This window comes from Flavobacterium erigeronis (assembly GCF_054075165.1).
The window spans coordinates 19,267-42,035 of record NZ_JBSKGP010000008.1; the positions used below are offsets into that span (position 1 = coordinate 19,267).

Here is a 22,769-nt window from a genome sequence, read left to right on the forward strand (position 1 = left end):
GCTTCGTTCTTATCTGTTAATCGCTTCGATTTTTAAAGTCCAAGCTTCTTTTGCAGGAAGATTATTTCTTAAACTTTCTGGAATAGTAACGGTAAATCCGTTATCTGATTTTACCCATTTCAATGAAGTTTTAGATCCTAACATTGTAATTTTCGTTCCTTTCTTAGGGCTGATCGATTTTACTGTAACTGTTGCAGGAATTTTGTCTTCTCCTTCTTTAGCTAAATAAAAGGCAAATACATTCCCCGCTTTATTTTGTGTAAAACAAATGTTTTCTTCTTTATAAGGCTCGATTGGTTTGGTGTTGTAAATTGCTGTGCTGTTTACTTTCATCCAATCTCCATAAGCTTGCAATAAATCGTAAGCTCCTTTATCCCATTCTCCTTCTGGACTTGGCGCAACATTTAACAATAAGTTTCCGCCTTTCGCCACGATATCAATTAACATGTGAATACCTTGTCTTCCAGTCATGTAAGTAGCGCCTGGAGAATATGACCATCCGCCGCCAGCAGGAATACAAGATTCCCAAGGATAAGGCAATGTTTTAGCAGGAACACGTCCTTCTGGCGTTAAATAGTTTTGGTTTTTACCGTGAACGGCTCTATCTACTACGATCAATCCTGGTTGTTTCTGACGCGCTTTAACCACCAATTCATCCATTTTCGGATCTTGATCTACTACTCTGTGTTTGATGAAACCGTTTTTAGATTCGTTTTCTGCAAACTTCTCATCGTAGTTTTCTTTGATGTTCACTTGGTCTCTCTTACGAACCCATCCTCCGTCTAACCAAAGAATATCAACTTTTCCGTAATTAGTCAAGATTTCCATAATTTGGTTGTGCGTAAAATCAACATATTTCTGCCATTTTTCTGGATATAAAGACGGATCGTAGTTTACGTTTCTATCGAATGGAGGAAAGTATGGATCCCAATAGTTTTCGTTATGCCAATCTGGTTTAGAGAAATACGCTCCTGTTGAAATTCCTTCTCCTCTAAATGAGTTGAAAATCTCTTTTAAAACATCTGCTTTCGGGTTTGTATTGAAAGGAACATCTTTACTCGTAATCTTATAATCAGAATATTTAGTATCGTACATGTTAAATCCGTCATGGTGTTTTGTTGTAAAAACCATGTATTTCATTCCCGCATATTTAGCCGCTTTAGCCCATTTTGCAGGATCAAATTTTACTGGATTAAAAGTTTTTCTCAACCCTTCATAATCTGCGATGTATTGATTGTAACTAGCAGGATTGCTCCCTTTTTTACGTTCACACCAACCGTAATCTTCTGGACAAATAGACCAAGATTCAACAATACCCCACTGGCTGTAAGTTCCCCAGTGCATTAGCAGACCAAATTTTTTGCCTTGCCATTCATCTAAGTTTTTCAATACTAACGGGTCAGTTTCTGGTACGTATCTTTCATCTTCATATATCGCCTGCGCGAATAGCTGAGCTGAAAATAAAAGGGCGATAATGAATATTCCTCTTTTCATCTTTAATCTATTTATTAGGTTTTTTATTTATTCTATGTTTTTTGTTTAATAGTATTCTTAATTTAACTTTTCAAGTATCGGCTGGTCTGTAAAAGTTAATTCTGTTTTGTTATTTTCATTAAGCTGCTCAAGCACAACAACTTTATTTTCTCCTTTTTTCAACCAACAACCTGGCACATACAGCGTTTGTTGCGGTCCAACTTTCCAGTAGCGTCCAAGATTGTGTCCGTTAACAAATACAATTCCTTTTCCCCAATTTGTCATATCAAGAAAAGTATCGGCTGGTTTATCAATGTTTACAATAGATTCATAGATAACTGGACGTCCAGTTTTTACCTTTTCATTTTTAAGAACTGGAACTTCATTCATAGGCATTTTATACATTTCCCATCCGCCACTAATTTCATATTCATTAATAAATACTGGAGAAATAATTCCTTTCGTATTGTGAACTATTTCGGCACCGTAATTAATGCGTCCCATATTTTCAACTAAAATTTCTAAAATACCGTTAAAAGGAATAGTAACTTCCAACTCGTAGTTATTGAAAACTCTATTCAACTCGCCAACATTAACTCCGTTTACATAAACTGTGGCAAAGTCTCTTAATCCCTCAATTTTTAATTTGCCTGTTATTGGTTGCGTAAATCTTTTTCTATACAAAACATATCCATGTCCCTGACCCAGTTTTTCAAATGTTAAAGGCTGATCATTTACAACAGCTTTCTCCTTTTTGATCCAACTTAAAACATCCATACTAGATTTGATAGGCTGATTAGGATATTTTACAACTGGTATTTTCTCTGGAATAGGCGCTAATTTTGTTTTAGAATATTTTTGCATTAGATCGCGAATAGCCATAAATTTTGGTGTCACCCAACCCGCTTCGCTAATTGGTGCATCATAATCATAGCTTGTAATATCAGGCTGAATATCTCTTTCTTCATTATAATTTGCTCCAGAAGTAAATCCGAAATTAGTACCGCCATGCACCATATAATAATTAAAAGAAACACCTGCATCAAGGTACTTTTTAGTCTGGCTTGCAATCTCCTCAGATCCAATTTTAATAAATGGTTCTGCCCAATGATCCAACCAGCCAGAATAAAACTCTGCAACCATGTAAGGCCCCTGCCCTTTATGGAATTTATCAACCTGTTTTTTTAAATTTTCAATATTGGATTCTCCATTTGCAGTTGGCAACACGCCATCAACCAAACCTCCTTCAAACAACCAAGAACCATCAGAAGTAAAAAAAGGCTCTTGAAAACCGGTTTGTTTCAGCATATTGTAAATAGCTGTTTTGTATGCTGCATGATCAGCAGCTGCAATATCTGTTCTTTGAGAAACATAAGAACCAAATTCATTTTCAACCTGAACCATAATAATAGGCCCACCTTGGTTAGCAAATTGTCCTTTAACCTCTGCATACAAATGCTCAATATACGTTTTACAAGCGTCTAAAAAAGCTTTATTATTGGTACGAATTACTAAATCTGGGTTATTTTGCAACCACCAAGGATATCCTCCAAATTCCCATTCACCGCATGCATACGGGCCTGGTCTAAGAATCACATATAATCCTTCGCTTTTAGCAATACGTAAAAACTCTCCTAAGTCTCTATTTTCTGTTTTAAAATCCCATACGCCTGGCGCTGTTTCGTGATAATTCCAAAACACATAGGTAGCCACGGTATTCATTCCCATCGCTTTAAGCATTTGCAGCCTATGTCTCCAGTATTCTTTTGGAATACGTGCATAGTGCATTTCTCCAGAATGTATTTTTACAATTTTTCCGTCTTGCTTAAATTCTCCATTAGATATAGAAAATCCTTTGGTTTGTGCTGTGCTAAAAAACGGCATCAAACAAATCAATAATATTCCGAGCTTAAATAATATCTTCTTCATCTTTTATATCGCTAAATAATTAATTGATTACAATTTCATCCACAAACAACCAAGAGCTTTCTCCTTTTGGACTTTTCTTTAAGTTGCCTCCAATTACTTTTACAAAACGTGCATTTTGTTTTTGGAAATTGATTTTGAAATCTTTCAATTCTGGAACTGCATTTACAGCATAAGGACGCATAATTTTTCCTACCTGAGTATATTTAACGCCATCTGTAGAAATCAAGACTTTAATTTGAATTGGGAAATTAACTCCTGCTCCTTGGCTTTCTAAAGCTCCAACTGATACTTGTTCGATGCTTTCTACTTTTTCAAGATCGATAACCAATTCCATATCGTTAACCAACCAAGCCTGCCATTGTCCGTCATGGAAATTTTTGCTTCCGCGAATGGTGTTTACCATAGTATTCGCATCTCCTTTGTAATTCGAATTGTAAGGAGTTAAGTATTTTACTTTTTTAGCGAATCCTTTGTGGAAAACAATCGTATCGGTAAATGTTTTTCCGACTGGTTTGTCATCTTGAAATAAAGAAGCTTTTAAAACAGTAGTTTCTTTTATTTCAATTGGAGCAACATATTTTATCGCATGATGATCAATGCTTTTGTCTCCTAAAACATAACGAATGTCTGGATTAGGAAATTCATTTTTCAACTCAACTTTAATTTGTTTATTTGCTAAATCAGCTGTAGAAGAAGCAGTTACCAAATAAGCACTTTTTGCATAATTGATTCCTAAATAATCGTAACGTTTTAATAAAGAGAATAATCTCGTTGTGAAATCATTCCAATTGCGTTTCTCTTTTGGACTCCATAAAGTCTCTGATAAAGCGGCCAATCTTGGAAAAATCATATATTCTGAATCTTTTGGCAAGGCTAAATGTTCTGCCCAAAGATTTGCTTGTCCGCCTAAAACGTGTGCTGCTTCCTGAGGCGTCATAGTCGAAACTACAGGATCAAATTTGTACACTTCACTTAATGGATTATAAGCATCAAAAGCTAAAGGTTCTTCGTTTTGCGGACCTTGATAAAAGTTGAAATAACAAGGCGATTCTGGAGTCATAATTACATCATGACCTTGGTCTGCTGCTTCGATTCCGCCTTTCATTCCTCTCCAGCTCATAACCGTTGCGTCTGGAGCCAACCCGCCTTCTAAAATCTCATCCCAACCGATTACTTTTTTACCTTTTGAGTTGATGTATTTTTCCATACGTTTTACAAAATAGCTTTGTAATTCGTTGACATCTTTTAATTTTTCGTCTTTGATTCTTTTTTGGCAATGCGGACATTTTGCCCAATTGGTTTTCGTCGCTTCATCGCCTCCAATATGAATGTATTTTGAAGGGAAAATCGTGATTACTTCGTCAATTACATTTTGTAAAAATTCAAAAGTGGTTTCTTTTCCAGCACAGTAAATATCGGTCAAAGGCCAAACTCCGCCTGACGGAACACCAATTCGCTGATTGAAACAAGCCAGTTCTGGATATGCTGCAATCGCACTGCTTACGTGTGCCGGCATTTCGATTTCAGGAATTACTTCGATTCCTTTTGTAGCCGCGTATTTTACGATTTCTCTTAATTCGTCTTGCGTGAAGAATCCGCCGTATGTTCCTTTTTCGTCAGGATTTGTCGTTAATCTGGCATTCCAAGAAACATTTTCCTGATCTACTCTCCACGCTCCAACTTCAGTTAGTTTTGGATATTTTTTAATTTCTATTCTCCAGCCTTGATCATCAACTAAATGCATGTGCAAAACGTTCATTTTGTGCATCGCTAAACGATCAATTGTTGCCAGAACATAATTTTTATCAAAGAAATGACGCGATAAATCTAGCATTAAACCTCTCCATTTGAAACGAGGTTCATCAGTAATTGTTAAACTTGGAACCTGCCATTTTGCAGAAGTAATTGCAAATTTACTTTCAATTGCTTCAGGAAGTAATTGGCGAACGCTTTCTAATCCATAAAGAAAACCTACATTTCCTTTAGCAGAAATCACAATATTCGTTGGATTTACATCTAAAACATAAGCTTCATTTTTTAAGTTCGGATCTACTTTAAACTGAACAAAATTACTTACCGGAGCTTTAGTTGTTGTTTCTGGTTTCCATCCTGCAGCAATTTCAAATTTAGAAGCTAAAGCATTCGCTGCATCTTTTTGGAAATCGCCGTTTACGACAAACTTTGTATCTTTTGTAAACTCAAAAACACCTGTTTTAATAAGAGTCTGACTCGGTTTCGGAATGATCTTTATATCACTTTCTGTGTAAACTTTCTGCGCATGAGCCGAGAAAACTGAAGTGATTAGTGTTAATAGGAATAATAATTTTTTCATTCTTTGTTTTTTGGTTTGTCTCTTTGTGGCTAATATTTTTAAACACATAGAGACATAGTTTTTTGTTTTAGTTTGTCATCCTGAGGAACGAAGGATCACACTAGTAATTCCTCACAGTAACTCACCAATCTTTGCAGAGTTTATTGTGTGATCCTTCGTTCCTCAGGATGACAAAAATGCGTTTAACCTTTCATCTTCAACGGATTAAAATCCGTTGCTACAATATGGTTCGTTCCTACGGAACTCTTACGAAAGAGCCTTCGGCTCGAAACATATTGTAGGGATGGATTTTAATCCATCCATTTTGCAAAGTTATTTGCTATGTTATTTATTCTTAGTGAAACGACTTTTAAACACAATAAAATCTATGTTTCGATGTGTTTAAAAATTTTCACATTTAGTTTGTCATTTCGACGAACGAGAAATCTTCACAAGTAGCTCCACACAGTAACTTACCAATCTTTGTAGAGTTTCTTGTGTGATCCTTCGTTCCTCAGGATGACAAAAAATACGTTTAATATATTATTTATCCCAAGACATTTTAAATTTCGCGTCTTCCATTCTGTGGCCTTTTACGTCATCAGAAACGGCAAAATTGAAACCAGATCTTAAACTATACCCTGCATATTCACCGTTTTTATTCAAAGCGATAAAACCGACTTGCAGGTACTCCATGTCTTTGTGATTTTTATGTTTGTTGTAAATACGTTCTGTAATTTCTTTACAAGCCTCAAAAGGAGATTTCCCCTGACGCATTAATTCGACAACCATTGCGCTTCCTGCAGTTCTGATCACGGCTTCGCCTAAACCAGTTGCTGCAGCTGCTCCCACCTCGTTGTCCAGGAAAAGACCCGCGCCGATTATTGGGGAGTCACCGACGCGTCCGTGCATTTTCCAAGCCGCACCGCTCGTGGTACATCCGCCCGAAAGATTGCCATCCTGGTCTAACATTAGCATGCTTATGGTATCGTGATTTTCTATATTAATAACTGGTTTGTATTTAGAATCTTCCAGCCATTTTTTCCAGTCTTTTTCAGATTCTGGAGTTAGCAAATTTTCTTCTTTAAATCCTTCTGATAAAGCAAATTGTAGTGCGCCTTGTCCCGCTAACATTACGTGAGGCGTATTTTGAAGTACTCTTTTGGCAACAGAAATTGGGTGTTTGATTCCTTGAAGAAAACAAACTGAACCGCAATTGCTATTGTGATCCATAATACAGGCATCCAAGGTAACTTTTCCTTCGCGGTCAGGATATCCTCCGTAACCCACACTGCGTACAGTCGGATCTGCTTCAGGTATTTTCATTCCTGCTTCGATGGCGTCTAAAGCTGATTTTCCTTCTTTTAAATTTTTCCAAGATTCTTTATTGGCAGGCAGACCATGATTCCAAGTCGAAATAATGATCGGTTTCTGCTGTTTTTTCTCTTTTACATCTTCAATTTCATTTTCATGATTTGCAGCAAATCCGCTAACGCCCAAAACAGAACTTACGGCCAAGGTGCCTAAAGCTGTTTTCTTGATAAAATCTCTTCTATTTGACATGTGGTTTTTTGTTTTTGGTTCAACATTAAGAATTAAGTTATTCTTGATGTCGCTAATTTACTTCGTAAAAAATTTTTATCCCAGTAAAATCTTTTATAAGCTTGCTTTTACCGCTTTTATAGTCTTTAAATTACTTTCTGATAAAGCATTTCCGTCAAAAAATGAAACGCCAGTTGCGCCATTTTTCTTAGCTTGAAGAATTGCTTCTTTCAATTCAACATCCGATTTTAATCCTGGAATATAAATTCCTGTATTTACTTTCGTAGGTTTTCCTTCTAAATCGGCTACGCCTTGTTTAGTCGCATAACCAACCCAGTCAATTTCTTCATCATAAAAACTATGGTAAATCATCGGATATACTTCGTCAATATTCCATTTGTCCCAACGCTGGCGTACCATATGGTCTGCCATTTCTGGATAAGGAAAAACGGCTGCCGTTAATTTTACATTGTGTTTGTGAGCAATTTTATACGCATCATCAACTACTGCTTTTACTGCATTTAAACGAAAGTTTTTCCACTCCATATCGATTGAAGTGTTATGACTTTTCTTTGGATTTTTATGATGTTCTTTTTCGAATTTAGAAACGCAGGCATCACAATAACAGAAATCAAATTGTGGTAATTCTACGTCTTGAACTAAATTGTATTTTGGTAATAAACTGATTGGCAAAAAGATATCTGGGAAACGAATGTAATCTAAGTGAACACTTTCAATCCCTTCTACTTTTGCTAAACCTTCAACCAAACCTAAAACGTGGTTTCTCGATTCTTCTTTAGTTGGGCAAAGCCATTGGTAATAATCTACATACGGACGGTTGTCAAAACAAGATTTTCCTTCTTTACTAACTTGGTACCAGTCTGGATGCTGTAATGCAACTGAATCGTTTGGACGGTTTATTGCCATAATCCAAGCGTGAACTTTTAAACCTTCTTTTTTCGCTAACGGAACCAATCTTCCTAAAAGTTTCGGATCTGTATTGGTGTTGATTAAAACTTCATCAATACCGCCGTCTTTGTATTTTTTGAATTCTGTTGTATAATCTGCATCCGATTTTTTAGGATCAGCAGTTGTCCAAACTCCAAAATTGAATTTTCCGTTTTCTGCTGTTTTAGCGTCTTTTTGTCCGCAAGAGAATAAACTCAGCGAAAGCGCCAAAACTAAAACTTTTGATAGCTGCTGTAACTTAGTCGTTCGTAATAATTTTACCATCTTCTTTAATTATTAAGGTTTTGTTTGAAAAAGGACTTTTTATAGCAATATTAAATCCTGATAAATGATTCTCTAATATCGGTTTTAAAACTTTTCCGTCAACAATTATATTTTTTGTACTGATATCTTTTAGGGATTTAGCCCATGTTTTATTCTTGTCAAAATATCTTTTTTGAGCTCTGTATAATGTATACAACTCCCATTTTACTTTTTCTTCCTGCGGAATTGTAAATTTATCCTCGCTTTCTTTTGAAGAGAAGTATACATAAGCCCATTTTTCGGGCTCATGCATATTTATGACTCCCATAGGCGACCAAACCCAATTGTATTCTGGGAGAAATTTTCCTTCTTTATCTTTTTTACGTTCGTATTTTCCGTCAACAATATCATGCTGCCAATTCACACGAGAGAAATTGACTTTCCAAAATTTATCTTTTGGAACAATATTATCAAAGTAAGACGTCTTATAAACCGACCACGGAATGGCAATTTCCAACGTCCAGCCTTTATCAATATCCGAAGGATTATTTAAAGTTCCGTGTACTTTTACAGCCGATTTTAATCCGTCGATATTCCAGTCGTTTAGAACGGTGTTTTTTTCGCGATAAGGTTTATTAATAAATAAATCCCAAGCCGTGTTTAAAGCATTTATTTCTAATTCATAATAATTGTGCGTATCATTATCTGGATCGATAAAAACCTCAAAATCATTATTGTAAAAAATAATAGTATCGCGCTGTTTTAGATTTGCCCAAACGTGAGGCTCCTCCATTTTGGCTAGAATATAGTAGTAATTATCGTCCCAGAGCATTTTGACCTGAGTTTTGTATTTTGGAGTTTCAACACCTTCTATGTCGACAAAAGGCGTTGTCCAAGATGCTTTTTCCCAAGCTTTATCTGCTTCATCGCCGTCAATAACAATTTCTTTAGATGTTTTATACGCAATATAACTTTTTGGTGTAACCTCTTTTTCAGATTGCGCATACCCCATCAACGCAACAAAAAATACGGCAAGGGACAATAATTTACTTCTACTATGCATCTTTCTTATTATAAACTATTTTCTTTTGTAAACTGAATTACTTCACTTAATTTTCCGAAAGCAATTGCTACGTGAGTATCTGCTGCACCGTAATAAACTGCCAATTTATCTTCTTCAATACTGTGTAAAGCGGCACATGGGAAAACTACGTTTGGAACGTCTCCAACCATTTCATACGTTTCTGCAGGTCCTAATAAATAAGGCTGTGTTCTGTATTTTACTTGATCTGGTGAATCAACATCTAAAAGTGCTGAACCCATTGCATAACGGAAACCGTTGCAGGTATTGATTACTCCATGGTAGATCATTAACCAGCCTTCGTCAGTTAAAATCGGGATTGGTCCTGCTCCAACTTTTGTACATTGCCAAGCACTTTTTTCGAATGGAGACGGTTTCATCACTAATCTGTGTTCTCCCCAATATTTCATATCCGGGCTGTAGCTGATCCAAATATCTCCAAAAGGTGTATGTCCGTTATCACTTGGACGGCTTAACATTGCATATTTTCCGTTGATTTTTTGCGGAAACAAAACTCCATTTCTGTTAAATGGTAAAAAGGCATTTTCACATTGGAAAAATTCTTTAAAATCGAAAGTGTAACCAATACCAATTGTTGGTCCGTTGTAACCGTTACACCATGTAATCCAGTAGCGGTCTTCGATCCAAACTACACGCGGATCGTATTTATAAGCAGATTCGATCATTTCTGTGTTTCCAGATTTCATCTCGATTGGTTCGTGATTGATGTCCCAATTGATTCCGTCTTTACTGAAACCAGCAAAAATATTCATCTGAACTGCTTTGTTATCACATCTAAAAACCCCAGCATATCCGTCTCCAAAAGGTACAACTGCACTATTGAATATACTGTTTGAAGAAGGAATCGAATATCTGTCGATAATTGGATTCTCAGAATATCTCCACATTACATCTTTACTGTTTTCGGGTCTGTCTTGCCAAGGAATAGTACTCATTTTTTTATCTTTTTATTGTTTATTGTTCTTTGTTTGTGGTTTTTGGTTTTTATTTTTTTTAAACACATAGAATCATAGCTTTTTGGAGCGTGTAAAAGGTGTTTCACTTTTAATAAATAACATAGCTATGTGTTTCTTTTTGTGTTTCCTTTGTTTTGCTTCGTCCAGTTTTGTCATCCTGACGAAGGAAGGATCGCACTAGAAATTCCGCAATCTTTGCCGCCAATCTTTGTAGAGTCCCGATGCGTACCCATAGTTGAAACTATGGGCTATGTTCAAAGCTCTATGTGTTAAAAACTAGTTTCTTTCTATTCCCTCAAGTAAAAGAAAAATCTATGTTTCTATGTGTTTAATTTTTTCAATTATTATTATAACTCACTTCTTATTTTGTCATTTCGACGAAGGAGAAATCTCCGCAAGTAGCTCTACAATCTAAATCCCAATCTTTGTCGAGTTTCGTGTGTGATCCTTCCTTCGTCAGGATGACAAACTAGACGTAGAACTTTGTCAAAGTTTTAAACTTTGACAAAGTTGTTGTACGTAAATTATTCTTCAATCTTCCTAACTCTATCCAACCAAGTAAACTTCAACACTGTCGTTGTAACTAAGAAAACTGCCAGCGCCACTAAAGCTTTTGGATAATCTCTGATAATGAAATAAATCGGAAGCAAAATCATACTCGACTGCCAAACGATACCGATAATACAATTCATCATATCTAAATAGAAATCATTATTTTTTTGGAAAGATTGATCTTCAGCTTTTAATGTTTTATAAACTGGTCCCCATAATCCCCAAGGTCTTACGTTTTTATAAAAAGATCGTAATACTTCCATATCAGTTGGTTTACTTAGATAAGTTCCTAAAAGACAACCTAAAATCGACATTCCGAAGATTAATGGGAATAAGTAAATTGATGGCACTTGCGAAAGATCATGCAAGAATGTTCCCGCTGCTAAATTTCCTTTATTCTGATCTAAAACAAACTGAAGAGAAGCTGCAATTAATCCGCCGACCATTCCCCAGAAATAACCCCATCCGTTAAAACGCCACCAAATCCATTTTAAGAAGTTGGCTGCAACGTAACCACCGTACAAAGCACTTGTAATCCAAAGTGTTAACGAGTTGATCGAATCTGCAAAGAATCCCATGAAAACTCCAAGTCCAACTACTAAGAAAGACGAAATCTGACTTACTTTAATATAATGTTTGTTTGAAGCAACTGGCTTGAAATATTTTTTATAAATGTCATTTACAATATACGCTGGCCCTGCGTTTACGAAAGCCGAGAATCCAGACATGAAAGCAGCTAAAAGACCTGCAAGAAGAATTCCTTTAATTCCAACTGGGATATAAAGATTAACGACTTTCGGCATTAATAATTCTAAATCGGCTCCTGTTAAATTTACATTTGCGTTTAATTCTGGTGCTAAATTCACCAATGCAATTACTACGATTCCTGTAATCAACAAATATCTTGGAATGAATAAAATCAAGTTGGTAAAACCGCTCATGTAAGCTGCTTCTTTAACCGATTTTGTAGACAAAACTCTTTGTAAATCATAGCTTGGAGTTGGTCCTGCAACGCTGGCAAAAAATCCTTTGAATAAAGTCATTCCGATGAAAGCGCCAAACATTTTGTAGCCTTCTGTATCAATTAATTTGTTGAATGTTTCAAATTTATCGCTCCATTGTGTTTCAAATTCCCATCCAAAGAAAACATTTTTCCATTCTGGCGTAATCACCGAATTGATCTGAATATCTGTATAATTAATGAAGGCATAACCTGCGATTAAAACTCCGGCAACAATCATAATAATGTATTGTACAACCTCTGTCGCAACTACAGAAAACATTCCCCCTTTAACGGTATAAATTGTAGTTAAGAAAATGATTAACAACGCATAAGCTTGTTCTGACGTTAAGAAAACCGATCCGTTCATGTAAACTGTCAAATCCCAAGGTAAAATAATCGTTACAAATTTTCCGATTCCAACGAAAAAATAAGCAATGAAACCAATAGTCGAAATAATCGCAAAAATCGCTACAATAATATGAGAAGCTTTTCCAGCTTTATCACTTCCAAAACGCGTTAGAATCCATTCAGAACCTGTCATCACTTTCGATCTTCTGATCCAGACTGCGAGGAACATCATGACGAAAATCTGATTCCAAATTGGCCAAAGCCACATAAACATGAAACTTTTTACACCGTATAAAAACAGCACGCCAATCATCCAGGAAGTTCCCGAAACATCAAACATTCCTGAGCCATTGCTCAATCCTAAAAAATACCATTTGATTGATTTTCCTCCCAAGAAATAATCATCAAGACCTTTTGATGCTTTTCTTGAAATCCAGATTCCTATACCGACCGAGAGGACGATGTAGATTAAAATGATTGATACGTCGATAATATTCATTAATATATTTATTTTGAGTTAGTTAGTTTAGACCGAAATTTTTGTTTGGCTCTGCTCCCATTACAAAATGAAGCACGCCACCGTTTAGTATTTCTTGATGAGAAATTGCTGTTTTATTGAATGGCTTTCCGTTTAAGGTAGCCGATTGGATATAGAAATTCTGTTTGGAAACATTTTCTGCTTCAATCACAAAAGTTTTTCCGTTTGGAAGATTTAAAGTTGATTTTTCGAAAATCGGACTTCCGATTTCGTATTCACCAGAAGCAGGATTCATTGGATACAATCCCATCGAACTGAACACATACCAAGCTGACATTTGTCCGCAGTCTTCGTTACCGCTTAATCCGTTTGCAGTCGTATTGTATTGTGTGTCTAAAATATGACGTACCCAATATTGCGTTCTCCAAGGCTGTTTGGCGTGATTGAACATATAAGCAATATGGTGACTTGGCTCGTTGCCGTGCGCGTATTGTCCGATCAATCCAGAAATATCAGCAGAAACATTACTTCCTGTAATCTCAGAACTTTCTGTAAACAATTGCTCTAAACGTTTGGTGAAATTTTCATTTCCTCCGTGAAGTTTGATGAAATTATCTACGTTATGAGGCACAAACCAGCTGTGCTGCCAAGCGTTTCCTTCTGTGTAATCTGTATGTTCTCTGTGGTTAGAGTGTTTAGGATCAAAAGGTTCGTTCCAAGATTTTCCGTCTTGCGATTTTCCTCTCATGAAACCTGATTTCGAATCAAATAAATATTCGTAAGCTTTTGAGCGTTTAGAGAAAAGCTCATAATCAGCTTGTTTCCCCAATGCTTTAGCTATTTGCGCTACACACCAATCGTCATAAGCGTATTCTAAAGTAATCGTAACCGATTCGTCTAATAAATTGTACGGAATATAACCGTATTGCTTGTAGAAATTCAATCCGCGTTCGTCTTGCATCATCGTTGCTTTCATCGCTTCGTAAGCTTTTTCAGCATCAAAACCTTTTATACCTTTAAAATAAGCATCTGCAATAACTGGGATTGAATGATATCCTGTCATTGTATTGGTTTCATTCGCGTAAAGCGTCCAAACCGGAAGTATTTTTTTTGTTTCGTAATACGCTAACATCGAATTAACTAAATCAGAAACTTTTGTTGGTTCCAAAATAGTTAACAAAGGATTTTCTGCTCTAAACGTATCCCAAAGTGATAAAGTTGAATACGCCGTGTAATCTTTTGCCGTTACAATTTTATCGTCTTCCGTTCTAAATTGTCCGTTTTTATCGCTGTACGTTACCGGCGCCACTTGTGCGTGATACAAAGCCGTATAGAAAATCGTTTTTAAAGAATCCACTGGAGTTTCAACTGTAATTTTGCTTAACGCTTTATTCCAGTCTGCAGCAGCTTTCGATTTTACTTTTTCAAAATCTTGTTTTTCGGTATCTAAATTCAATTTTGCATTTTCAATACTTACAGAAGAAAGAGCGACTTTTACATCTAACTGATTTGAATTCTTAGCATCAAAGAACAATTGCAACGCTGTGTTTTCTCCTTCAGCATTTCCACCAGAAACCACTTTTTTATCGGCTGTTAAAATAGATTCTGTAATAGGTTTAGAAAACTTCGCTACAAAAAATACTTTCTGATTTTTTGCCCATCCTGTACTGTAACGGAAACCGCTGATGGTGTTTTCGTCTTCAATTTTAATGGCTGTTTTGGTCGCTTTGTCCCAGTTAATTGCAAAACCTAAATCGACAACTACAGATTGTATATCGTTAGCAGCATAAGTATATTTATGGTATGCGGTTCTTTGCGTAGAAGTTAATTCTACATTGATTTTAGGATCCTCAAGAAAAACTTGGTAAGAACCCGGTGTTGCTTTTTCGTTAGCATGGCTATATTTTGATTTATACGGAAGGAAATCGCGTGAAGCGGCTTTGGCGGTTAAGTCTAACTTTTTGTTTGTCGGCATAAATAAAATATCTGCCAAATCACCGATTCCTGTTCCGCTTAAGTGTAAATGACTAAATCCAGAAACTATTGAGTCAGAATAATGATAGCCAGAACACCAGTCCCAGCTTGAAATCCCATTATCTGGACTCACCTGCAGCATTCCAAACGGAACTGTTGCGCCCGGATACGTATGTCCATGACCGCCAGTACCTATAAAAGGATCTACATAATTTGTTGCAAAACTTTTTCGATCTTTGTTTTTATCTACATTTATTTTGCAACTTGCAGCAAAAATTACCGTTAAAGAAAGCAGAGTAATTTTCTTCATATCAAAACAATATTAATTTAACTTTAAATTTAGATAAATTCAACTTTTACCAAAATATTTTTAGACGGACGACATTTAAACAGCTCTAAACATCAAAAAATAGTAACAAACGACACTTTAAAGACCGCATATGATTTTTAATGCCAACAAACCATACAGCTTACCTATTCGCTATCATGTTTATTTCTGGCTGACGTATTTTGTATTCAATACATTTCGCTGGGGAAGCTATTTTAACGACTACGTTTACTCCTTAAAAACCACTTTACTCGGATTCCCAATTCACATGGCACTGTGTTATCTGAATATTTTGGTTCTAATGCCACATTTGGTTTACAAGAAAAAGTATGTCCTATATATTATAAGTGTACTTTCTGCCATATTTGTAATGGTCGTTCTTAAATTCAATCTGACTTATTTACTGATTACGCACGATGTGTGGCCCGAAGGTCCGCAAACCATAAATACACTTACACTCAATTATACTATAGATATGATGATGGGCGAATTGTATGTAATGACTTTTGTAACTGCAATAAAAATCACTTTGGATTTTTTAAAAGAACAGAGACGTGTTACAGATCTTGAGAAATCGCAGCTAGAAACGGAATTGCTGTTTTTGAAGTCGCAGATTTCGCCGCATTTTTTCTTTAACACCTTAAATAATATCTATTCGCTTTCTGTAGAAAAATCTAACAAAACTCCAAAAATCGTTCTGAAGCTTTCTGAATTAATGCGCTATATGCTTTATGAAACAAAAGGCAAAAAGCAGACTTTAGAAAACGAAATCATGTGCATTCAGAATTATCTTGATTTGGAACGAATTCGCAACGGAGAACGCTTAGAAGTCGATATGTCAATTTCTGGAGATATTCATGACAAAGAAATTTCGCCTGTTTTACTTTTAACTTTCGTCGAAAATGCATTCAAGCACGGCGTGAATAAAAACACTGGAAATGTTCTAATTGACATCAGATTTAAAGTAAAAGGAGATTACTTACATTTTACAATTTCAAACCCAATGCCCGAATTTACCGTACATAAAGATAATTTTAACAAGTCAAGTGGTATAGGTATCGAAAACGTAAAAAAAAGACTCGAATTGGGATATAATAAAAGTGACTATAAGCTTTCATTTAAAAATAAAAAGAATATTTTTGTCGTTAAACTAGTTATAAAAGTCACATAGCCCCTGCTTTTAGATATAACTAAAATTATACTTACAAGATAACCACACATTGGCCCAAAATAACAGTACAAATGAAAATAAAGTGTTTAATTATCGATGATGAGCCATTGGCAATAAACGTTATTAAAAATTATATTGAGCAGATTGAAGAATTAGAATTGGTAAGCACTTTCAGTAATTCTATTGAAGGCCTTAATTTTTTAAAAAACAATACCATTGATGTAATTTTCTTAGACATCAACATGCCTGTTTTGGACGGTATTAATTTTATTAAAAGCTTAGAAAATCCGCCCTTATTGGTAATTACAAGCGCTTATGACCAGTTTGCTATTGAAACTTACGAACTGGATGTATTAGATTATTTGGTAAAACCAATTGAGTTTCCTCGTTTGATGAAAGCGGTAAACAAAATCAGCAAACGTCTTAATGCCAATACCAAAGCACCTATAGAAAACAGTAAAGAAAATCCGTTTATCTTCGTTAAAATCGATAAGAAAAAAATGAAGAAGATTTTCTTGAACGAAATTTTGGTCATCGAAAGCTTAAAAGATTATCTAAAAATAAGCACTACTTCTGGAAAGTTCATCATACACAGCACTTTATCAGATTTCACGAGTTTATTACCCGAAAGAGATTTTATCAGAATCCACAGATCGTACACGATCGCCATTGACAAAATTGACGCCGTTGAAGGAAATAGCATTGAAATTGAAGGGCTTCGCTACGTTATCGGAAGATCTTATATTGACGAAGTGAAGCAGAAAATTTTGAATTCTTCGATATAGTAGATTTAACCGCAAAGAGCGCAAAGAATTACGCAAAGGTCGCAAAGTTTATTTTTTAAGCTTTGCGATTTTTTTTTATGGAGAGATAAAAATAAAAAAAAGAGCTGTAAGCTCGATTCATATTGTAGCCCGGAATTTTAATCCCGGGATTGATGAATTCCAATAGAAATTAGATCCGTAGGATCGAAGCATTTTTTTGTTTTTTATATATTCCGTTTCTACGGAATTAATTCAAAACGACAACTATCATTTCAACGGATTAATCCCGAAGCCTCGGGACGTTGCTACAAAATTTTCCATTCCTAACGGAATTTTATTGTTATTTTTTGATTGAAAGACAAAAACTTTGCGCCTCTTCGACTTTGCGCGATTACACAAAAACGTTAGACGCACTGCTGTTCGCCTCTACATTCAATCTTTGAGATAAAACTTTGCGACTTCGCGACTTTGCGCGATTATATAACAAACGTTAGACGCACTACTGTGCGTCTCTACAATCAAACTCTGAAATAAAAAACCTTGCGAACTTTGCATAAACCTCTGCGCTCTTTGCGGTTAAACTTCAGAAAAAGTATAAAAAACGAAAATGCGGCCAACCACGACCGCATTTTACTCAATTATAGGTAACTAACCAAAATAAACCATGAAATAGTCTATTATCTTTATTGCTGCAAAAAATCACTAAAAGTGATATCTTTTAAACGCTTCTATAGCCGAATAATCTGCTAAACCTAAGCTGTGATATTTTTCTGCAGTCAATCTATTTCTGTCTTCAACTCGCACCCAAAACTCCCTGCTGTCATCACCCTGAAACATAACGCCGTCTTTTTGAGACTGGTGATAAAAAATAGCATGTCGTTTCTTCATAACCTGGTCAGGACTCATTGGTACTGCCATGTCAATTTGGTACGATTCCCATTCATGCCAAGCGCCTCGGTACAGCCAAACCCAACAATCATTCATAAAGCTATTGTGTTTTAATCTTTTCAAAGCTTCGAACAAACTGTCTAAACACACTTTATGAGTTCCGTGCGGATCTGCTAAATCTCCAGCAGCATAAATTTGATGCGGTTTTATTCTTTCAATAATATCGCACATAATCTCGATATCTGCATCCGAAAGATTATTCTTTTTAACCGTTCCTGTTTCGTAAAACGGAAGATCTAAAAAGTTAACATTTGAATCTGACAAACCAATGTAACGTGTTGCTCCAAAAGATTCGCTTCTTCTAATTAATCCTTTCAATTTTCTAACCTCAGGCGAATCAATTTCTGTTCCTGTTCTGTTTTTAAGAAAATCAATAATTTCCTGAGAAACTTCAGAATTCGGATTCAATGCTTTAGAAATTTCTGCAAACTTCAAAGCCTCTTCATTCGAAACGGCAATGTTTCCAGAAGTCTGATACGCTACATGCACCTCATGTCCTTGTTCGACCAAACGGTCAAAAGTTCCTCCCATCGAAATCACATCATCATCTGGGTGCGGGCTGAAAATAATGATCCTCTTTCTCTCCGGCGTGGAACGCTCCGGTCGATAAGTATCATCTGCGTTGGGTTTTCCGCCCGGCCAGCCAGTGATTGTCTGTTGCATTTTATTAAACATCTTAATGTTCAAATCGTATGCAGTTCCTTCTTCCGTCAAAAGACTCGACATTCCGTTGTCGTTATAATCTTTGTCTGTCAGCTTTAAAAAAGGTTTCTTAGTCAGCTCACTTAACCAAGCCACCGCTTTTAATTTTAATTCATCTGTCCAAACACAAGATTTCACCAGCCAAGGCGTTTTAACTCGTGTCAATTCAGACGAAGCTTCCGTATCTAGAACAAATGTTGTGTTGTTGTGCTCTTGTAAATACGTCGCTGGAACTTGCGAAGAAACCTGTCCTTCGATTGTCTTTTTTATAATTCCTGCTTTACTGATTCCCCAGCCTAGCAAAACAATTCTTTTTGCATTTCTAACGGTTCCTATTCCCATTGTAATGGCTTTTCTCGGAACATTATCAATTCCTAAAAAAGAAGAAGCCGCATCGACACGGGTTATATGATCCAAAGTAATACTTCTCGTTCCCGAATTAACGTGAGAACCTGGTTCATTAAATCCGATATGTCCTGTTCTACCGATTCCGAGCAGCTGAAAATCCAATCCGCCGTACGACTTGATTTTCATTTCGTAATCGATGCAATATTGCTGTAATTCCTCGGCACTCACCTGCCCGTCTGGAATATTTATATTTTTTGGAAGAATATTGACATGATTGAATAAATGCTCGTGCATAAAATGATAATAACTTTGAATATCATTTTTATCCATCGGATAATATTCATCTAAGTTGAAAGTCACTACGTTTTCAAAACTCAGCCCTTCTTCTTTGTGCATTCTTACCAATTCTTCATAAACCTTAATTGGCGAAGAACCTGTAGCCAAACCTAAAACACAAGGTTCGTTCAGCTCATTTTTTCTCTGAATTAAATTGGCAATTTCCTGCGCTACAAGTAAAGAAGCTTCTTGCGAAGATTCGAAAATAACATTGTGAATTTTCTCGTAACGAGTTTCTTCAAATTTCCCTGCTTCTCTAAAACCTATATCTTCTTTAATCATTTGCCTTGCCATTTAATTTCTAAGATAAAAGTAGAATTAAATTATTCGTTAGTCTTAAAAATTCGACTAATAACGGCTGCGCTTCGGCAAAAGACAAAATAAGAATGCTAAGCTATTTCTAAAGTTTCCGAAAAAGCTTTTATTCTACAACTCCAATTTCAGAAATCGAAACACTTTGTGATTTTCCAACGCCAGCTGTAGCGACAAACTTTAAAAACCTTGCTTTAACTGCAGTAAAACTCTTAATTTGTTCAATTGGATTATGTTTAATATTAGAGAACTCCCCTTCTGATTGTTTGTCCCAATAAAAACTGTCTACACTCGTATACAATTCATAATTGGAGATCAGATTCAAGTTGTTGCCAACCTGTTGCGGCGTATAAGTAAAACCTTTAATGCTTACCAATTCTCCCATGTCAATCACAACACTTTGAGGCAGTTTATTTTCATCATTTCCAAATCCCCATTCTGTATTCGCATTTCCGTCAATAATACGTTCAGCAGAAGCAAGGTCTCCGCTAGAAACCGAAACTACTTTCCATTTTTCTTTAGAACCCCCATATTTAGCTGTTTTTACCGCACTGTTGATTTTCTCTTTTGTATTTCTAGCAATTGCTTTTATTTCTACCGCTTTATTATATATAAATGGAGCTTTATACAAAATGCTTTTTTCCGATGGATTTTTTCCGTCAAGCGAATAATAAACAGCATTTCCATCTTCCGATTTAATCGTAACCAAACCATTTTTATCGCGAAGAATTTGAGGCTCTCTAACGAAAGTCGGAGCATTATAGGCTTCAATTGTACTGATTACAAATCCAGCTTTCGCATCTAAAACATTTACACGAATAGCCGAAGCTGTAACGCGGTCCAAACGCAAAATCCTTTTGTAACCAATTGTAGTTTCTGTTGCAATAGTTTTCCAGTTTCCATCAATTTTGGCTTCAACAGAAAAAGATTTAACTCTCTGTCCTAGCTTAATATATTCCTGAAGCAAAATTCTATTGATTGCTGTAGGTTTTTTAAACGTAAATTCAATTGTGGCTTCTTTTACTTTTTCGTCTGTAGCCCAATACGTGTTTTTATTTCCGTCAATAACATTTTGAGGGCCAAAATTAGAATCGGCTCCTTTTGTATTTGAAGCTTGAACTTGTGTATCTGCCAATAATTCTGTTTTGAAATCGGCTTTAATTGTAGCAACTAATTCTTTCAATCTCGCTTCATCATTTTCATGAACCAAACCGCGTTTATCAACCGGAAGATTCAATAAAAAAGTCGCATTTCGCCCAATCGATTCGTAATAAATATCGACCATTTCGTCAAGCGAACGAACTTTATCGTCTTCAACTGAGTGATAAAACCATCCTGGTCTGATCGAAACATCAGCTTCTCCTGGAACCCATTTTTCACCGTCTTCATGACCCGACATAAATTCGGTATAATGCACTTTGCCAGCCAATTCATCTTTCTGACGAAGCAGTGACCAATTGGTTTTTCCTGCTCTACCTTCTTCATTTCCAATCCATCTCGCTTCAGACGGACCAACACCCCAAACCAACGTTTTTGGTGCTATGTCATAAATTAATTTATAGGTCTCCTCCCAGTTGTAATAAGTTAACGAATTGATCTTTCTCATTTCATTGGCTCCGCCGTAGTAGCCATCACCACCATTTGCGCCATCAAACCACATTTCGAAAACATCTCCGTAATTGGTCAATAGTTCTTTTAACTGATTTCTGAAATACGTGATATACTCAGGTTTTCCATATTGCGGATGATTTCTGTCCCAAGGCGAAAGATATAATCCTAATTTTAAATCATATTCTTTACAAGCGGCTGCCAATTCTTTAACCAAATCACCTTTTCCGTTTTCCCAAGGAGAATTTTTAACCGAACGTTCTGTATACGCCGAAGGCCATAAACAGAAACCGTCATGATGTTTGGCTACCAAAATAATTCCTTTCATTCCCGACTCTTTCGCAATGCGAGCCCATTGGCGAACATCTAATTGTGACGGATTAAAAAGTTCTGGCGATTCGTCTCCGTAACCCCATTCTTTATTGGTAAAAGTATTTAATGAAAAATGCACAAAAGCATAAAATTCCATTTCCTGCCAATCGATTTGTTTCTGTGTCGGAAGCGGTCCAAAAGGTTTTGGAGCGTTTGGTAATTCTTGACTTGAAGCACTAGAAATTGCACCAAAAAGGCATAAGGAAAATAATATTTTTTTCATTGCTAATCTGCTTTAAAACGGTCTATAAAGCATAAATGTACTACAAATTGAAATCTAGTGAATAGAATTTCGACCAACAGCAGATTTTAAAGCATTTTGGTTCTAATTTTAGAAATAGAAATTAAAATCATCGACAAAACCACAAAAGCAATTAAAACGAATAATCCATTTACGAGAGCAGTTTTAAAGCCCAATTTAGTTGCGTCAATAAACGGATACGGGTAAAAATTGGTCGTAATCCCGTGAAACAAAGTATAAATAATATAGAGAATAGGATAAACGAGCCATCCCAAAATAACCTTAAAAGAGATTCTTTGTGGACTCACAAAAAATAGCCAATACGAGAAAAATAAAACTGGCACTACCGAATGAAATATTTCGCTTACAATAAGATGATGTCCTTTTAAATCGACAATGTGACGAAGAAGCAAATTAAAAACCATTCCGACAATTAGAATATAAACGGTTACGGCTGTAATTGTGGTGCATTTTTTGAAAAACGCATTAAGCCTGCATCTGCCGCTAAATAATAAAAAAGCACTGCAAAAGAAAACGATTGTATTTGTTGTAATTGTAAAAAAACTGAAAAAACGCACGGCTGCACTAAAGAAGGTAAAACCAGGCCCTTTTAATAATAAATAAAATTGTACAGGTAAAGCATATAATTCGAGGGCAAAAATAATACCCAACAAAATCTCTCCTTTTATAATGGTATTTTCTTTTTCCATATTATACTATAAGTCAAACCACTAATATAAGGAATTTTATTGGATTTTA

At 35.8% G+C, this 22,769-nt stretch carries 14 protein-coding genes; 2 read left to right on the plus strand and 12 right to left on the minus strand.

The genetic code is table 11. From position 1 onward, the window contains the following. Positions 1–9 precede the first annotated feature (9 nt). The 9 genes from ACWA1F_RS16060 to ACWA1F_RS16100 all read right to left on the minus strand — a co-directional run bounded on the left by ACWA1F_RS16060 (position 10) and on the right by ACWA1F_RS16100 (position 15,190). Positions 10–1,494, minus strand: coding sequence for an alpha-L-fucosidase (locus tag ACWA1F_RS16060; protein WP_456895003.1), 1,485 nt, complete (start codon positions 1,492–1,494; stop codon positions 10–12). A gap of 57 nt (positions 1,495–1,551) precedes the next feature. After that, positions 1,552–3,402, minus strand: coding sequence for a glycoside hydrolase family 35 protein (locus tag ACWA1F_RS16065; RefSeq protein ID WP_456895005.1), 1,851 nt, complete (start codon positions 3,400–3,402; stop codon positions 1,552–1,554). Positions 3,403–3,421: 19 nt separating this feature from the next. Beyond that, complete coding sequence (locus ACWA1F_RS16070; RefSeq protein WP_456895007.1) at positions 3,422–5,734, minus strand: beta-N-acetylhexosaminidase; 2,313 nt, start codon at positions 5,732–5,734, stop codon at positions 3,422–3,424. A gap of 522 nt (positions 5,735–6,256) precedes the next feature. Continuing rightward, positions 6,257–7,276 (minus strand): isoaspartyl peptidase/L-asparaginase family protein, encoded by a 1,020-nt coding sequence (locus ACWA1F_RS16075; protein ID WP_456895009.1) that lies wholly within the window; start codon positions 7,274–7,276, stop codon positions 6,257–6,259. A 93-nt stretch (positions 7,277–7,369) separates the two neighbouring features. Continuing rightward, positions 7,370–8,488 (minus strand): putative glycoside hydrolase, encoded by a 1,119-nt coding sequence (locus tag ACWA1F_RS16080; RefSeq protein ID WP_456895010.1) that lies wholly within the window; start codon positions 8,486–8,488, stop codon positions 7,370–7,372. Beyond that, positions 8,463–9,530, minus strand: coding sequence for a carbohydrate-binding family 9-like protein (locus tag ACWA1F_RS16085; protein ID WP_456895012.1), 1,068 nt, complete (start codon positions 9,528–9,530; stop codon positions 8,463–8,465). Before ACWA1F_RS16085 ends, ACWA1F_RS16080 begins: the two co-directional genes overlap by 26 nt. An 8-nt stretch (positions 9,531–9,538) precedes the next feature. Continuing rightward, the gene (locus tag ACWA1F_RS16090) at positions 9,539–10,504 is read right to left on the minus strand and encodes a glycoside hydrolase family 130 protein (protein ID WP_456895013.1); all 966 of its coding nucleotides are present in this window, start codon (positions 10,502–10,504) and stop codon (positions 9,539–9,541) included. A 545-nt stretch (positions 10,505–11,049) separates the two neighbouring features. After that, complete coding sequence (locus ACWA1F_RS16095; protein WP_456895015.1) at positions 11,050–12,927, minus strand: sodium:solute symporter family protein; 1,878 nt, start codon at positions 12,925–12,927, stop codon at positions 11,050–11,052. A gap of 22 nt (positions 12,928–12,949) precedes the next feature. Further along, positions 12,950–15,190: a GH92 family glycosyl hydrolase gene (locus ACWA1F_RS16100; protein ID WP_456895017.1), complete on the minus strand. Its 2,241-nt coding sequence runs from the start codon at positions 15,188–15,190 to the stop codon at positions 12,950–12,952. A gap of 130 nt (positions 15,191–15,320) precedes the next feature. Here ACWA1F_RS16100 and ACWA1F_RS16105 point away from each other — a divergent pair, with 130 nt between their 5' ends. Beyond that, on the plus strand, positions 15,321–16,379 hold the full coding sequence (locus ACWA1F_RS16105) for a sensor histidine kinase (RefSeq protein WP_306156293.1): 1,059 nt from the start codon (positions 15,321–15,323) through the stop codon (positions 16,377–16,379). A 71-nt stretch (positions 16,380–16,450) separates the two neighbouring features. Continuing rightward, positions 16,451–17,164, plus strand: coding sequence for a LytR/AlgR family response regulator transcription factor (locus ACWA1F_RS16110; protein WP_306156292.1), 714 nt, complete (start codon positions 16,451–16,453; stop codon positions 17,162–17,164). A 681-nt stretch (positions 17,165–17,845) separates the two neighbouring features. On the opposite strand, the gene nagB is transcribed toward ACWA1F_RS16110, so the two are convergent. The 3 genes from nagB to ACWA1F_RS16125 all read right to left on the minus strand — a co-directional run bounded on the left by nagB (position 17,846) and on the right by ACWA1F_RS16125 (position 22,720). Next, on the minus strand, positions 17,846–19,759 hold the full coding sequence (gene nagB / locus ACWA1F_RS16115; RefSeq protein WP_456895020.1) for a glucosamine-6-phosphate deaminase: 1,914 nt from the start codon (positions 19,757–19,759) through the stop codon (positions 17,846–17,848). A 139-nt stretch (positions 19,760–19,898) separates the two neighbouring features. Then, entirely contained in the window at positions 19,899–21,992 is a 2,094-nt protein-coding gene (locus ACWA1F_RS16120) for an alpha-L-fucosidase (RefSeq protein WP_456895022.1), read from the minus strand. An 86-nt stretch (positions 21,993–22,078) separates the two neighbouring features. Next, positions 22,079–22,720, minus strand: coding sequence for a Pr6Pr family membrane protein (locus ACWA1F_RS16125; protein ID WP_456895024.1), 642 nt, complete (start codon positions 22,718–22,720; stop codon positions 22,079–22,081). Positions 22,721–22,769: the final 49 nt, after the last annotated feature.